14 protein-coding genes are annotated in these 15,141 nt (G+C 72.4%); 10 read left to right on the forward strand and 4 right to left on the reverse strand.

Features of this window, described 5'->3' with window-relative positions; all coding sequences use genetic code 11:
• Positions 1–183: 183 nt before the first annotated feature.
• Positions 184–1,170, reverse strand: coding sequence for an ArsR/SmtB family transcription factor (locus ACFY4A_RS25120; protein ID WP_390831607.1), 987 nt, complete (start codon positions 1,168–1,170; stop codon positions 184–186).
• Between the two features lie 342 nt (positions 1,171–1,512).
• Between ACFY4A_RS25120 and ACFY4A_RS25125 the strand changes: the two genes are divergently transcribed.
• A complete protein-coding gene (locus ACFY4A_RS25125) occupies positions 1,513–2,859 on the forward strand; it encodes an alpha/beta fold hydrolase (RefSeq protein ID WP_390831608.1) in 1,347 nt (448 codons plus the stop codon).
• A 64-nt stretch (positions 2,860–2,923) separates the two neighbouring features.
• Positions 2,924–3,139, forward strand: coding sequence for a hypothetical protein (locus ACFY4A_RS25130; protein ID WP_390831609.1), 216 nt, complete (start codon positions 2,924–2,926; stop codon positions 3,137–3,139).
• A 339-nt stretch (positions 3,140–3,478) separates the two neighbouring features.
• On the opposite strand, the gene ACFY4A_RS25135 is transcribed toward ACFY4A_RS25130, so the two are convergent.
• Positions 3,479–4,036: a DoxX family protein gene (locus ACFY4A_RS25135; protein ID WP_390831610.1), complete on the reverse strand. Its 558-nt coding sequence runs from the start codon at positions 4,034–4,036 to the stop codon at positions 3,479–3,481.
• Positions 4,037–4,425: 389 nt separating this feature from the next.
• Between ACFY4A_RS25135 and ACFY4A_RS25140 the strand changes: the two genes are divergently transcribed.
• The 3 genes from ACFY4A_RS25140 to ACFY4A_RS25150 all read left to right on the forward strand — a co-directional run bounded on the left by ACFY4A_RS25140 (position 4,426) and on the right by ACFY4A_RS25150 (position 7,557).
• Complete coding sequence (locus tag ACFY4A_RS25140; protein WP_390831611.1) at positions 4,426–6,849, forward strand: lamin tail domain-containing protein; 2,424 nt, start codon at positions 4,426–4,428, stop codon at positions 6,847–6,849.
• Positions 6,850–6,967: 118 nt separating this feature from the next.
• Positions 6,968–7,165, forward strand: coding sequence for an antitoxin (locus ACFY4A_RS25145; RefSeq protein WP_390831612.1), 198 nt, complete (start codon positions 6,968–6,970; stop codon positions 7,163–7,165).
• Between the two features lie 41 nt (positions 7,166–7,206).
• Positions 7,207–7,557 carry an FG-GAP repeat protein gene (locus ACFY4A_RS25150; RefSeq protein WP_390831613.1) on the forward strand — a complete coding sequence of 117 codons (351 nt, stop codon included), beginning with the start codon at positions 7,207–7,209 and terminating at the stop codon, positions 7,555–7,557.
• Positions 7,558–7,819: 262 nt separating this feature from the next.
• On the opposite strand, the gene paaK is transcribed toward ACFY4A_RS25150, so the two are convergent.
• Both paaK and paaI read right to left on the reverse strand, forming a co-directional pair.
• Positions 7,820–9,166: a phenylacetate--CoA ligase PaaK gene (paaK, locus tag ACFY4A_RS25155; RefSeq protein ID WP_390831614.1), complete on the reverse strand. Its 1,347-nt coding sequence runs from the start codon at positions 9,164–9,166 to the stop codon at positions 7,820–7,822.
• Entirely contained in the window at positions 9,163–9,648 is a 486-nt protein-coding gene (paaI, locus tag ACFY4A_RS25160; RefSeq protein WP_390831615.1) for a hydroxyphenylacetyl-CoA thioesterase PaaI, read from the reverse strand. The genes paaK and paaI overlap by 4 nt, the downstream gene beginning before the upstream one ends.
• Before the next feature lie 95 nt (positions 9,649–9,743).
• On the opposite strand from paaI, the gene paaN reads away from it, so the two are divergent.
• From paaN to ACFY4A_RS25185, 5 genes are read left to right on the forward strand one after another with little or no spacing between them, the layout of a single operon-like run.
• Positions 9,744–11,456: a phenylacetic acid degradation protein PaaN gene (paaN, locus tag ACFY4A_RS25165; RefSeq protein WP_390831616.1), complete on the forward strand. Its 1,713-nt coding sequence runs from the start codon at positions 9,744–9,746 to the stop codon at positions 11,454–11,456.
• The gene (locus ACFY4A_RS25170) at positions 11,449–12,672 is read left to right on the forward strand and encodes a thiolase family protein (protein WP_390831617.1); all 1,224 of its coding nucleotides are present in this window, start codon (positions 11,449–11,451) and stop codon (positions 12,670–12,672) included. Before paaN ends, ACFY4A_RS25170 begins: the two co-directional genes overlap by 8 nt.
• Positions 12,669–13,424 carry an enoyl-CoA hydratase/isomerase family protein gene (locus tag ACFY4A_RS25175; protein ID WP_390831618.1) on the forward strand — a complete coding sequence of 252 codons (756 nt, stop codon included), beginning with the start codon at positions 12,669–12,671 and terminating at the stop codon, positions 13,422–13,424. The genes ACFY4A_RS25170 and ACFY4A_RS25175 overlap by 4 nt, the downstream gene beginning before the upstream one ends.
• Positions 13,421–14,281, forward strand: a complete 861-nt coding sequence (locus ACFY4A_RS25180) for a 3-hydroxyacyl-CoA dehydrogenase family protein (protein ID WP_390831619.1) — start codon at positions 13,421–13,423, stop codon at positions 14,279–14,281. The genes ACFY4A_RS25175 and ACFY4A_RS25180 overlap by 4 nt, the downstream gene beginning before the upstream one ends.
• Entirely contained in the window at positions 14,272–15,111 is an 840-nt protein-coding gene (locus ACFY4A_RS25185) for an enoyl-CoA hydratase/isomerase family protein (protein ID WP_390831620.1), read from the forward strand. The genes ACFY4A_RS25180 and ACFY4A_RS25185 overlap by 10 nt, the downstream gene beginning before the upstream one ends.
• The last annotated feature ends 30 nt before the right edge of the window (positions 15,112–15,141 follow it).

Consider the following 15,141-nt stretch of genomic DNA (forward strand, 5'->3'; position numbering starts at 1 on the left):
CCAACACGGTGAGAACGGCCGGTGACATCGACGGGTACGGCGGGCGGCACCCGAACATGGGAGGGGGCCGACAGCGGTGGCGGCGCCTGCTCCGGCGCCGTCGGACCGATCGGAACAGGCCATGTCCGGGGTCGAGGACGCACGACGGTCACGCGGTGGTCGCCCGACGGCCGGCGCCCGGGCCTATCGGGTGCCCGCCAGCCGGGAACCCGCCGGGGTGCGGTGGTAGAGCACCGCGCGTCCGGAGCGGGCGCGGGCGACGAGACCCGCCTTGTGCAGTACGCCCAGATGGTACGAGACCGTGGCGGGGCTGAGGAAGTGACGTTGTGCCAGCTGCGCGGTGGAGGCCGGGCGCGCCAGCGCGGTGAGCAGTCCGGCACGGGTGGGACCGAGCAGTCCGGCCAACTCGGCGGACACAGGCTCCGGAGCGGTGACCCGGTCGCGCACGGGACAGGCGACCATGGGCGGCCTGCGTCCGCCGCGCACCGGGTCCACGGCCACGGCCGGCTGTGCCACCACCAGTGACGGCACCACGATGAGCAGGGGCACGGCCAGCTCCACGGTGAACCGGCTGTCGACTCGCAGCGTGCCGTCGGACCACGCGATGCCTGGATGCAGGGAGTTGAAGAGCGCGGCGGCGCCGTGCCGGGCCAGCACACCGGCGCAGCGGTCGACCTCCGCTTCGAGGACCGCCCGTGCGGCCTCCCAGTACGGGGCGAAGGCCAGGTCCCAGTAGCGCCCCAGTTCCTCCGCGACCTGCCGGGCGACGTATCCGCCGCCGCGGGCCATGGCCCGTCCCACCCGCGGGGGCACCTGCGCACCGGCCAGGCCGTTGTGCGGACGGCCGTCGCGCAGCGTCTCCAGTTCGAACAGGACCCGATCGGGCGGGGTGTTCCGGACCCGCTCCAGTTCCTCCTCGACGGTGGGCGAGGGTCCGGTGGGATGCGGGCTGAGGAAGTCCGGCACGTAGCCGCCGCCGTCCAGGGCCAGTTCCGACAGCAGCGGCAGCCGTGCCCTGCGCAGCACGCGTCTGGCGCGCGCGACCCACGGATCGGTGTCCGTGGCCGGGCGAAGGCCCCACGGGAGCAGCGTCGCCGCGACCTCGTGCAGCGGCGAGACGGCGAACCGGGTGCGGGCCAACCCCCCGGCATCCACGATGAGTTCGATCACGACCCCGCCCCCTGCCGCCGCATCGTGCCTCTTCCGTTCTGCTTCCGTTCCGATTCGGTTCTGCTTCGAACGTGCTCGAATCCTCGCACGGAAGCTCGCACCGGCAGGCCTGTTCGGCGCAGGCTGGTGCGGCACCGAACGCCGGACACCGGATGCGGAGGAAACCGGATGCCGGGAACACGGGGGACGCGGGGGACGCCGGGGACGCCGACGACACGGGCCGACGACACGGGGGTGCGGGGAATGCGGGGTTGGCGGGGGATGCGAAAGGTCCCGAGAGGGCGCGGGAACGGGAGACCCGCGAGGCTGGGGACGGCCGTACTGGCCGCCGTCAGCCTGCTGATGGTGTCGGGGACGTGCACGTCCGCGGCACAGGACCGGGCAGCCGCGGCGCCGGCCGGGGAGAGCGGGGGACTCTCCGGCGCCGCGGCCTGCCCGGGCCTGAAGGGCTTCACCTGCGCCACGCTGACCGTCCCGCTGGACCACAGCGGCGGTGTGCCGGGCCGGCTGGGCCTGAAGGTCGCGATGGCGGACAACGTCAAGGCCCCGAAGGGCGTGCTGCTCTTCCTCACGGGCGGTCCGGGGCAGCCGGGCGTGCCGTTCGTCGAGCGACTGAGCCAGAAGCTGACGCCGGTCCTGAAGGACTACCGGTTCGTCATGATCGACCAGCGCGGCACCGGCGACGCCGCGTTGCAGTGCCCGCAGTTGCAGGCGGAGATGGGCTCGTCCGACCTGACGCCGCCCACGGCCCGGGCGGTGACGGACTGCGCCGCGGCCATCGGTCCGAACCGCCGCTTCTACAGCACCCGTGACACGGTCGCGGACCTTGACCTGCTGCGCCGGGCCCTGGGCGTGCGCAGGATGACGCTCGACGGCGTGTCGTACGGCACGTACACCGCGGAACGGTACGCCCTGGCCCACCCGCAGCACGTGGCCCGGCTGGTCCTGGACTCGGTGGTGCCGCAGACCGGTTACGACCCGATGGACCGCGCCGCCCTGCGCGCCGCGCCGGGCGTGCTGACGGCGGCCTGCCGGGCGACGGGCTGCACCACGGACCCGGCGGCGGACCTGGCCGAGGTGGTCGCCCGGTACGGCAACGGCGTCGACGTGATCGACGCGCTGACCACCTGGGAGTTCGTGGACCCGGACTACGCGGCGATGATCGACGCGCTGCACAAGGCGGCGAACGGCGACCCCGGACTGCTGCGGGGCCTGATCGCGGGTGTGCGGGAGGGAAGCGCGGCGAGCGCCGAGGAGCTCAGCCAGGGGCTGCACGCCTCCACGCTGTGCCTGGACGGGCGTTACCCCTGGGGCAGGGCGGACGCTTCGGTGGCCGGACGCCAGCAGGCCCTGGAGAAGGCCGGTGCGGAGCTGACACCGGCCGACTACGGCCCCTTCGACGCCGCCACGGCGACCGGCCTCGGCTCGATGCTGAGCTGTCTGCACTGGCCGCGCACGCCGGTGCCGCCGCTGCCGCCGGAGCACCGCAGGCTCCCGGGCGTGCCGGTCCTGCTGCTCGGCGGGGACCGGGATCTGTCGACCCCGCTGGAATGGCTCCACGACCAGAAGAAGCTGACGCCTCGGGCCCAGGTCGTGGTGGTGCCGGGTGCGGCGCACTCGGTGCAGAGCCGGGCGGCCGACGACAGGGGCCGCCAGGCGGTGTTCGACTTCCTGCTGGACCGGCGCTGACAGCTGTGCCCGTACGACGGCGAAGGCCCCGGCCGGGAACCGGTCGGGGCCATCCCGTGCTCAGATGGCGCCGGTGAAGGTGTCGCACTGGGCCGGGGAGCCCGTGGTGTACCCGGTGGACCCGCTGCTGCGAGCTGCCGTGGGTCCAGCCTTCCCGGTCGACGCGGCCCTGGGTGCGTTCCTGGACAAGATCCAGGTCATCGCGGAATTCCATGGGTCGTTCGTCTCCCGGGGATTGGTGATCGCCCATTCCGCCCGGTGTCGTGGACTGGTCGTGTGAGGGTGGGCGGCGGCGCCCCACAGACGCCCCACAGACCGTCAGTTCCGCGGCCCGCGGGCGGACCAGGACCCTACGGCTCAGCGCGCCGCGGGGCCTTCGGCCGGTCCGCGGCGCCGCCGGCTGGTGCCGCGGCAGGCAACGTTCGCCCGTCAAGGAGCGGCCTCCGGCGCGTGCTCTGGAGGTCCCCCCTGCTCGAAGGGCTTGGAGCGTGCCGGCCGGAAGCCCTCGTACTGGACGTACTTGGGCTCTCGGCCGGTGCGGCGAGTGGGGGTCCCTCCTGCTCGAAGAGCTCGGGGGGCGTGCCGGGCGTCGCGGCGGGGCACGTTGTCCGTCGGGGCACTAGAGACTGAGCGTGACCGCGGCGGCCACGCCACCCAGGCCCAGGGCGACGGCCGCCTCGCTCCACCCGCCCGAGCCCCATCGGAAGAACCGGTCGACGGCCAGCCGGCCCGGGCCGATGGCGGCGATCCCCAGGGCGACGACGGCGATGCACACGTTGTATTCCACGCCGCCCTCCGTGTCCCAGAGGCCGTGGACGACGGTGACGGTCGCCATCGCGTTGATCATGACTCCGATCAGGGCGGCGGCCGCGAGTGGGATCAGCAGCCCGCAGGCGAGACCGAGGCCGCCCAGGAACTCCGACAGACCACCGATCGCGGCGAACAACTTTCCCGGGCGGTAGCCGAGGGCGGCGAACCCCTGGCCGGTCGCGGTCAGGCCGCGCCCCCCGAAGAGCCCGAACAGTTTCTGCGCGCCGTGCCCGGCCATCAGCAGGCCGAAGGTGAGCCTGATGAGCAGCAGACCGCAGTCGGCGGCGGTCACCGTGCCCGCGGCGGCCTGCTGCCCCACTGGTTCCGCGGAACGAGAGAGACGGTACAGAATGCGGTTCGTCAACATGGGAGTGCTCCGGTAGGAACGCCGGAACGGGCATTGGCCCCCAACTCGGACGCGCCGAGGCACCGGTCACGGGCGAGCCGCGCCCAGCGGCGCGCGTCCGCCCAACCCCCTGTTCCGATCCTTCCGCAGCGGGCACGGTCGTGCATCCGGGCCTGTCCGCACGTCGCCGTGCGGTGATTCCTCGCAGTACGCCCCGGCTGTCCGCGGTGACAAGTCGGGCGTTCCGGTGGCTTCCGGCCAACCACTGGGGAAACGCTTGCCCCTTGGGCGGTCCCACATCTTGTTGCAGGGCAATCTACGCGCGTATCTTTCCAGCCGACCCACGAGTCTCCTCTCACCTCCCACGGTTCAGTCGCGTCTTCTTTTCTCAACTCCACGAAAGAGCCCACGTGTCTTCACACATACCGCTGTCCCTGCGCGGCAGAGCCGCCAAGGTCGGCCTCGTCGCACTTCCCCTCGGTATCGCCGGTTCGCTGATCGCCCTTCCTCTCACCGCCCAGGCGGCGTCCCCGGACGCCGTCATCTCCGAGGTCTACGGCGGCGGCGGCAACTCCGGCGCGCCCCTCACCCACGACTTCGTCGAGCTGGGCAACGCCGGCAACGGATCGTTCGACCTGAGCGGCTGGTCCGTCCAGTACCTCAGCGGCTCGCCCTCGGCCAGCACCAAGTGGCAGGTCACCCCGCTCACCGGGGCCATCCCCGCGGGCGGCACCTATCTGATCCAGGAGGCCAAGGGCACCGCGGGCGACGCCGCCCTGCCGACGCCCGACGCGACCGGCACCATCAGCATGTCGGCGACCAGCGGCACCATCGCGCTGGTCCACTCCACCACCGCGCTCACCTGCCTGACCGCCGAGGACTGCGCGGCCGACGGCAGCATCAAGGACCTGGCGGGCTTCGGCACCGCCGTGGTGCGCGAGGGCAACCCCGCCACCGGTGCGGGCAACACCACCTCCGTCTCGCGCGACGCCGCCTTCACCGACACGGACGACAACTCGGCCGACTTCACCGGCTCCGCGCCCAGCCCGCGCAACAGCACCGGTGAGGGCTCCGGCGACCCGTCGCCCTCCCCCACCCCGTCGCCCACCGACACCGCGCCCGGCAGCCTGCGCGTCCACGACATCCAGGGCACCACCCGGGTCTCCCCGCACAACGGCGAGTCCGTCACCAACGTGCCCGGCGTGGTGACCGGCGTGCGCAGCACCGGCACGAAGGGCTACTGGATCCAGGACCCCGACGCGGACGCGAACCCGGCCACCAGCGAGGCCCTCTTCGTGTACACCGGCTCCGCCACCCCCGTCGTCAAGGTCGGCGACTTGGTGCTGGTCTCGGCCAAGGTCAGCGAGTACTGCCCCGGCGGCCAGAGCGGCGGTGCGCAGTCCGTCACCGAACTGACCAACCCCAAGGCCGTCGTTCTGTCCTCCGGCAACCCGCTGCCGGAGGCGGAGGCCGTCGACTCCACGACGCTGCCCGACGCCTACGCCCCACAGGTCCAGGACGGAAGCATCGAGTCCCTGGAGCTGACACCCGACAAGTACGCCCTGGACTGGCTGGAGTCCCGTGAGGGCATGCTGGTGCAGATCGGCGACTCCCGTGTGGTGGGCGCCAGCAACGCCTACAACGAGACGTGGATCACCACCAAGCCCCAGCAGAACCCGTCCTACCGCGGCGGCACCGTCCTCACCGGCTACGCCGACCCGAACTCCGGGCGCCTGCTCGTCACCTCCCTGACCGGTGACAAGCTGCAGGCCAACGTCGGCGACACCCTCACCGGGACGACCTCCGGCCCCCTGGACTACTCCAACTACGGCGGCTACAGCGTCCAGGCCACCAAGCTCGGCAAGACCGTCTCCGGCGGGCTGACCCCGGACGTGGCGAAGCCGGGCAAGGCGGACGAGCTGTCCGTCGCCACCTACAACGTCGAGAACCTCGCCCCGTCGGACCCGCAGCGCAAGTTCGACCGGCTGGCCCAGGCCGTCGTCAAGAACCTGGCCACCCCGGACATCCTGAGCCTGGAGGAGATCCAGGACAACAGCGGCGCCACGGACGACGGCACGGTCGCGGCCGACAAGACCGTCGCCAAGTTCGTCGACGCCATCAAGGCGGCGGGGGGCCCGGCGTACGACTGGCGCTCCATCGACCCGGTCAACGACCAGGACGGCGGCCAGCCCGGCGGCAACATCCGCATCGTCTACCTCTTCAACCCCGAGCGGGTGACCTTCGTGGACCGGCCGGGCGGCGACTCCGCCACCGGCGTCCAGGCGGTCGCCGAGGGCAAGAAGGGCGTCCGGCTCTCGGTCTCGCCGGGCAGGATCAACCCCACCTCCAGCGCCTGGAAGAGCAGCCGCAAGCCGCTGGTCGGCGAGTTCACCTTCCGCGGTGAGCAGGTCTTCGTCGTGGCCAACCACTTCAACTCCAAGGGCGGCGACCAGCCGACGCACGGCGTCTTCCAGCCGCCGACGCTGAGCTCCGAGGTCCAGCGCACGGCGCAGGCCAAGGAGGTCAACGCCTTCGTCTCCGACCTGCTGTCCAAGGACAAGAAGGCCAAGGTCGTCGTCCTGGGCGACCTGAACGACTACCAGTTCTCCAAGCCGCTGGCCACGCTGACCTCCGGCGAGATCCTCACGGATCTGATCAACGCCCTGCCGGCGAACGAGCGGTACAGCTACGTGTACGACGGCAACTCGCAGACGCTGGATCACATCCTGGTCTCGCCCAACATCAAGAAGCCCTCCTACGAGGTCGTCCACATCAACGCTGAGTTCTACGACCAGATGAGCGACCACGACCCGCAGGTGGTCCGGTTCAAGTAGCCGCTCCCCCCGGCACGTTCGGGTCACGGACCCGGCACCTCGCGATGAGGTGCCGGGCCCGCGTCGTGAGATCATGAGGGCCCGAACTACTACAGCCCCGTAGAGGAGCGGCACTCGCATGTTCGACCAGCTGAAGAACCTGAAGGGCAAGGTCGAGGGCATCGCCGAAGCCCACGGCGACAAGATCTCCGACGGCCTGGAGAAGGTCGGCGACTTCATCGACGGCAAGACCGGCGGCAAGCACAGCACCACGATCGACACCGTCGTCGACAAGGCACAGGACGCCGTGGACAAGCTGGGCAGGCACAAGGACTGAGCGCACGGCGGCACCCGCCCGTGTGACCTCTGGTGCGGTCCGTGCGCTTGGCTGGTGGCACCTGTGACTCGGGTGCCGAGAGCCGGCGACCTGGCGGCCGGCACACCCGGGGCGTCGGACGGCGCCGGCGCCGTGACGGTCCTCCCGGGCGGCCTCGACGGACCGGCCGCCGCCTCGAAGGTGACGATCACCAGGACAGTCCCGGGGTCCCCGATTCCTCCGGGCCCGGAGACGACTTCGGCGCCTCGACCGCGTGGGGCGACGTCGACGGCGACGGCCACGCCGACCTCGCGATCGGCCGGCCGTACGACCAGGAATCCGGCGGCGCGGCAGGGGCCAGGTCACCATGGTCCGCGGCGGTGCGGCGACCGGGCTCACCACCACCGCTGTGAAGGTCGTCCGCCAGGACGGTGTGGGCGTGGCGGGCGCCGACCGGGCCGTGACGGCTTCGGCGAGGCGGTCTCCGTGGGGGACCCCGGCGGCTACGCGGACGTTCTTGTCAGCGCCCCCTGGCGAAGGCCTCGCCCCCGTCGCCCTGCGCGACACCGCCCTGGGCACACCCGCCGGCGCCCGCCTCGGGCAGAACCTGGCGCCCTGACGGTCACGCCGCGACCGGTGGGCGTGTTCACCGGCCGCGGCGGCCAGGGCCGGTGCTCATCCCTTGCGCAGATCCCGGACCCGGCGGATCTTGCCCACCGAGCGCTCCAGGCTCTCCGGCTCGACCACGCACACCTCGACGCTGATGCCGACGGAGTCCTTCACACCCTTGGTGATCGTCCTGGCGGCCGTCTCGCGCTGCTCCGGGCCGGCGCCGGGACGGGCCTCGATGTGGACCGTCATGTGGTCCATGCGGCCGCGCTGGGTGAGCTGGATCTGGAAGTGCGGGGCAACACCGGGCACGCGCAGCACGACCTCCTCGATCTGACTCGGGAAGACGTTCACACCCCGCAGGATGATCATGTCGTCGCTGCGGCCGGTGATCTTCTCGATGCGGCGGAAGGCGGGGCGTGCGGTGCCGGGCAGCAGGCGGGTGAGGTCACGCGTGCGGTACCGGATGATCGGCAGGGCTTCCTTCGTCAGCGAGGTGAAGACCAGTTCGCCGCTCTCGCCGTCGGGCAGCACGTCACCCGTGATCGGGTCGACGACCTCGGGACAGAAGTGGTCCTCCCAGACGTGCAGTCCGTCCTTGGCCTCCACGCACTCCTGTGCCACACCGGGACCCATGACCTCCGACAGGCCGTAGATGTCGACGGCATGGATGTCCATGCGCTCCTCGATCTCGCGGCGCATCGCCTCCGTCCAGGGCTCGGCGCCGAAGATGCCGACCTTCAGGGAGCTGGTGCGCGGGTCCACGCCCTGCCGCTCGAACTCGTCGAGCAGGGTCAGCATGTAGGAGGGCGTGACCATGATGATCTCGGGCTCGAAGTCCCGGATGATCTGCACCTGACGCGCGGTCATGCCACCGGAGGCGGGAATCACGGTGCAACCGGCGCGCTCGGCTCCGTAGTGCGCGCCGAGGCCGCCGGTGAACAGGCCGTAGCCGTAGGAGATGTGGACCTTGTGGCCGCGCCGGCCGCCCGCGGCGCGGATGGAGCGGGCGATGAGGTCGGCCCACGTCGACAGGTCGTTCTCGGTGTAGCCGACCACGGTGGGGCGGCCGGTGGTGCCGCTGGAGGCGTGGATGCGCCGGACCTCGGACATGGGGACGGCGAACATCCCGAACGGGTAGGTGTCGCGCAGGTCGGCCTTGGTGGTGAAGGGGAAGCGGGCCAGGTCCTCGAGGGAGCGGCAGTCGTCGGGCGTCACGCCGGCCTCGTCGAACTTCCTGCGGTACAGCTCGACGTTGTCGTAGGCGTGGCGGAGGGTCGCGCGGAGCCGGCCGAGCTGCAGTTCGCGGAGCTGCTCGCGGGTCAGGCGCTCGCCACTGTCCAGCAGCTCGTCCGGGAGGGGCTGTCCCAGCCGGGGCCCCTCATCCACCGGGGCCGTGACTTCGCTGCTCATTGCGACTCCTTCGTCTTCTCGCTTCGTAGGCTGCGGCTGCGCCCGCGGAACTCCGCGATCACCTCGCCCGCCCGTCTCCCGCCGCCACCCTCGACGGACCGCGCTTCGCGCGGGCTGTCGCTGATGCGCCGGACGCTCACGTCGTAGATCCCGCTGCGGCCGTACCGGGTGCGCTCGCAGGCTGTCGCCACGAGGACGTCGCCCTCATGGGCAGGGGCGATGAAGACGATGTCGGCCGCCGCCGCGACCGTCACGGGCCCGTGGCTGTTGCAGGCGCAGGCGAACGCCGTGTCGGCGAGCAGGAAGAGATAGCCGCCGTGGGCGATCCGGTGCCCGTTGACCATCGCCGGCGTCACGGTCATCCGCACCTCGGCGGTCCCTTCGCCGTGGTGCGTCAGCTCGATGCCGAGATTCCGGGATGCCAGGTCCGCGGCGAACATCTTCTCCACCGGACCAGGATCGACGTCAGTGGCCTGCGTCACGATTTCCACCACCTTGTGTACCGACCGAACATTCGGTTAGCGTCGGCAAAGCCAAGTAATCAAGCATCACCACTGCCTGTCAAGAGGTGGACCGCATGCCCCACACCACTCCCGAGCCCGTCGACTTCTTCGCCCGCCACCGTGAGCTGCTGGAGACGGCGGTCGCGGCCACCGGGAGCCGGGACCACTGGACTCCGTACCCGGAGTCACCCAGCAAGTCGGTGTACGGCGAGGAGGCCCCGAAGCTCGGTGAGGCCGCTTTCCGGGACCAGTTGGGCAAGCCGTTCGAGCTGCCCGGGCACCCCGGGGAGGGGACCGTGCAGGCCTCCGAGACCTCCCCCTACGGCTTCGCGCTCGGAATCAGCTACCCCAGGGTCTCGCCCGAGGAGGCGGTGGCCGCCGCCAAGGCCGCCACGGGCCCGTGGCGCGAGGCAGGCCCCGATGTACGCGCCGGCGTCGCGGTCGAGATCCTGGCCCGTCTGAACGCCGCGAGCTTCGAGAACGCGCACGCCGTACAGCACACCACCGGACAGGCCTTCGTCATGGCGTTCCAGGCGGGCGGCCCGCACGCGCAGGACCGCGGTCTGGAGGCCGTCGCCTACGCCTGGGCGGAGCAGAAGCGGCACCCGCGCTCGGCGCGCTGGACCAAGCCCCAGCGCAAGGGCGGGGACCTGGTGATGGACAAGAAGTTCACGCCGGTCGGACGCGGTGTCTCGCTGCTGATCGCCTGCAACACCTTCCCCACCTGGAACAGCTATCCTGGTCTGTTCGCCAGCCTGGTCACCGGCAACCCCGTGGTGATCAAGCCGCACCCGGGCGCCGTGCTGCCGCTGGCGCTCACCGTGCGCACCGCGCGCGAGGTCCTGGCCGAGGCCGGCTTCGACCCCGATGTCGTGGTCCTGGCCGCCGAGGAGCCCGGCGAGCGGACCGCGGGCTTCCTCGCGCTCCACCCGGACGTGCGCATCATCGATTTCACCGGCTCCACGGAGTTCGGCGACTGGCTGGAGACCAACGCCCGCCAGGCGGCCGTGTACACCGAGAAGGCGGGCCTCAACACGGTCGTCCTGGACTCCACGGGCGACTACCGCGGGCTGCTGGGCAATCTCGCCTTCTCGCTGTCCCTGTACAGCGGTCAGATGTGCACCACCCCGCAGAACCTGCTGATTCCCCGTACCGGCATCGCCACCGACCGGGGCGTCAAGAGCGCCGACGAGTTCGCCGACGATCTGGGGGCCGCACTGGACAAGCTGCTCGGCGACCCGGCCCGGGCGGTCGGCACGCTCGGCGCCATCGTCAACGACGGCGTGCTCGACCGGCTGGAGAAGGCGGCGGCGCTGGGCACCACGGTGCACGGCTCGCAGCCGGTGGAGCACCCCGACCACCCGCGGGCCACCGTCCGTACGCCGCTGGTGGCGCGCCTGGACGCGGGGGCGGACGAGGAGACGTACACCCGCGAGTGGTTCGGGCCCGTCTCCTTCGTCATCGCCACCGACTCCACCGAGCACAGCCTGCGGATCTTCCGTGAGACGGTGCGCGCGCACGGCGCGCTGACCGCCGCCGTGCACTCCACGAGCGAAGAGGTCCTCGCCGCGGCCGAGTCGGCGGCCCTGGACGCGAGGGTGCACCTGTCGGAGAACCTCACCGGCGGGGTGTTCGTCAACCAGTCCGCCGCGTTCAGCGACTTCCACGGCAGCGCCGCCAACCCCGCGGCCAGCGCCACCCTGTCCGACCCCGCGTTCGTCACCGGCCGCTTCGCGACGCTCCAGTCGCGCCGCCCCGTCGCCATCGAGGAGAGCACCCATGCCTGACGAGGTCTATCTGATCGACGGGGCCCGCACCCCGCAGGGCCGCTACGGCGGCGCGCTGGCCTCCGTGCGCCCCGACGACCTGGCGGCGCTGGTGGTCGGTGAGGCCGTGCGCCGCGCCGCGATCCCGGCCGAGGCCGTGGACGAGGTGATCCTGGGCGCCGCCAACCAGGCCGGCGAGGACAACCGCGACGTGGCGCGCATGGCCGTCCTGCTCGCGGGGCTCCCGCACACCGTGCCCGGCTACACCGTCAACCGGCTGTGCGCCTCGGGCCTGACCGCGGTCGCGTCGGCGGCCCAGGCGATCCGGTCCGGCGAGGCCGACCTTGTCGTCGCGGGCGGCGTGGAGTCGATGACCCGCGCGCCGTGGGTGATGGAGAAGCCGGGCACCCCGTGGGCCAAGCCGGGCGAGCTGCACGACACGTCCCTGGGCTGGCGCTTCACCAACCCGCGTTTCGCGGCCGCCGACCGCGCGGTGCCCGCCGGGGCAGGCCCTGAGACGGTGAAGACGACCCTGTCGATGGGTGAGACGGCCGAGGAGGTCGCCACCCTCGACGGCATCACCCGCGCCGACTCCGACGCCTTCGCGCTGCGCAGCCACCGGCGGGCCGTCGCCGCGCAGGAGGCCGGGCACTTCGACCGCGAGATCGTCCCGGTCCCGGTGAAGGACGGCCTGGTGGAGCGCGACGAGGGGCCGCGCCCGTCGACCACGCTGGAGAAGCTGGGCTCCCTGCGCACCATCTTCCGCAAGGACGGCATCGTCACCGCGGGCTCGTCCTCCCCGCTGTCCGACGGGGCGGCGGCCCTGGTCGTGGCGAGTGCGGCGGCCGTCGACCGGTACGGGCTCACCCCGCGCGCCCGTGTCGTCACCTCCGCCTCGGCCGGGGTGCAGCCCAACCTCATGGGCCTGGGCCCGGTCCCCGCCACGCGGAAGGCGCTGGACCGCGCCGGCTGGCAGACCGCCGACCTCGACGCCGTGGAGCTCAACGAGGCCTTCGCCGCGCAGGCCCTGGCCGTCGTACGCCGGCTCAAGCTGGACGAGGACAGGGTCAACGCCGACGGCGGTGCCATCGCGCTCGGCCATCCACTGGGCTGCTCCGGCGCCCGCATCCTGCTCACGCTGCTCGGTCGCCTGGAGCGCGAGGACGCCCGCCGTGGCCTGGCGACGCTGTGCGTGGGCGTGGGGCAGGGCGTGGCGATGCTGGTGGAGCGGGTATGAGCCGGGACGCCTACGAGACGCTGCTCGTCGAGGAGCGCGAGGACCGGGTCGTGGTGACCCTGCACCGCCCCGAGGCGCGCAACGCGATCAGCGGGCTCATGATCCGTGAACTGCACGCGGTCTGCGACCTGTTGGAGGACGACCCGAAGCTGCTGCTGCTCACCGGCCACGGCAACGTGTTCGCGGGCGGCGCGGACATCGCGGAGCTGCTGCGGCGGGGCCGGGACGAGGCGCTCCAGGGGATCAACAGCCGTCTGTTCGAGCGGGTGCGCAGGCTGCCGATGCCGACCGTGGCCGCCGTCGACGGCTGGGCGCTGGGCGGCGGGGCGGAACTGTCCTACGCCTGCGACATCCGTATCGCGGGACCCGACGCCGTCTTCGGCAATCCGGAGCCGGGGCTCGGCATCCTGGCGGCGGCCGGGGCGTGCTGGCGGCTTCCGGAGCTGGTCGGCGAGTCGGTCGCCAAGCAGGTGCTGCTCGCCGGGCGGAACCTGGACGCCCGGGCGGCCCTGGCCGCGGGCCTGGTCATCGACGTCGTTCCGGCGGAGAAGCTGCTGGACGAGGCGCACGCGCTGCTGGACCGCATGGCGCGGTCCTCCGCCACCGCGCTGCGTCTGACCAAGCTCGTCGTCGACGCGCCGGGCGCGCACCCGGTGGCCGACGACCTGGCGCAGGCCGTGCTCTTCGAGGGTCAGGACAAACAGGACCGCATGACGCGTTTTCTGGCGAAGAAGAACAGGAGCAAGGCATGAGCAGTCCGAGCGTGCCCGCCGTCGTCGGTGTGATCGGCGGCGGCCGGATGGGAGCCGGCGTCGCGCAGTCGTTCGCCGCCGCCGGCTCGTCGGTGACCGTCGTGGAGAACGGCGCGCAGGCCGCGGCCGCCGCCGTGGACCGGATCGCCACCGGGCTGCGGCGCGCCGCCGAGCGCGGCCGCCTGGCCGAGCCCGCCGAGCAGGTGCTCGCCCGGGTCACGGCCGTGGAGTCCGTGGACGGGCTGGCGCCGGGCACCGAGCTGGTCGTCGAGGCCGTGCCCGAGAACGTGGCGCTGAAGGCCGGGCTGCTCGCCGCGGCCGAGGCGGCGGTGGAGGGCACGACCGTGCTGGCCACCAACACCAGCTCCCTGTCGGTCACCGAACTGGCCTCGGCGCTGAAGGCGCCGGGCCGCTTCCTGGGCATGCACTTCTTCAACCCCGTGCCCGCCTCGAAACTGATCGAGATCGTCGTGGCGCCGGACACCTCGCCCGAGGTCGTACGGGCCGCCCTGGACTGGACCCACGCGCTGGGCAAGAAGGACGTCGTCGTCAAGGACTCCCCCGGCTTCGCCAGCAGCCGTCTCGGCCTGGCGCTCGGCCTGGAGGCGATCCGCATGGTCGAGGAGGGGGTGGCGGAGCCGGAGGCGATCGACGACGCGATGAGCCTCGGCTACAAGCACCCCATGGGTCCGCTGCGCCTGACCGACCTGGTCGGGCTCGACGTCCGCCTGGCCATCGCCGAATACCTGCACGCCACGCTCGGAGAGCGGTTCGCCCCGCCGCAGCTGCTGCGCGACAAGGTCGCCCGGGGCGAACTGGGCCGCAAGTCGGGGCAGGGGTTCTACACATGGCAGTGACCCCGCCGGAAGCGGCCTCGCCCGACGCGGCGGGGCAGGGTGTCGGCTACCGCGTCGAGGACGGCGTCGCGGTCATCGAACTGCGCAGGCCCGCCGCGGGCAACGCGCTCGACGCGGCCCTGCGGTCCGGGCTCCTGGCCGCCGTCCGCCGGGTGGCCGGCGACGGGGACGGCGAGCCGGTCCGCGCGGTGCTGCTGACCGCCCAGGGCCGGAACTTCTGCGTCGGACAGGACCTCAAGGAACACGCCGAGGCCCTCGAGCACGGCCCGGAGTCGGCGTTCGCCGTGGTGCGCGCCGAGTACAACCCGCTGGTGGAAGCGCTGCACGCGCTGCCCCTGCCGGTGGTCGTGGCGGTCGAGGGAGCGTGCGTCGGGGCCGGGCTGGGGCTCGCGCTGTGCGCCGACGTGCGGGTGGCGTCGGAAGGCGCGCGCTTCGCGACCGCGTTCACCGGGATCGGACTGGCCGCCGACAGCGGTCTGAGCCTGTCGCTGTCCCAGGCGGTCGGCCCGTCGCTTGCCGCCTTCCTCATGCTGCTCGACGACCGGTTGGAAGCCGAGGTCGCACAGAGGCTGGGGCTGGTGCACCTGGTCGTGCCCGACGGGCAGGCGGCGACCGAGGGGCTGGCGCTGGCTCGGCGGCTGGCGGCGGGGCCCACCGCCGCGTACGGCGAGGTCAAGGCGTTGCTGCGGCACGCGGCGACCGGGGCGGGGCTGAGCGCGGTGCTGGAGCGTGAGGCGGCGGCCCAGGAGCGCCTCGGCGCCACCGCCGACCACCGCCGCGCCGTGCGGTCCTTCCTCGCCAAGGAGAAGCCGTCCTTCGAGGGCCGCTGAGCAAAGGCTCGCTGCGCCGAGGACCGCTGA

Origin of the sequence: Streptomyces sp. NPDC001292 (assembly GCF_042896465.1) — a bacterium.
Taxonomy (GTDB): Bacteria; Actinomycetota; Actinomycetes; order Streptomycetales; family Streptomycetaceae; genus Streptomyces.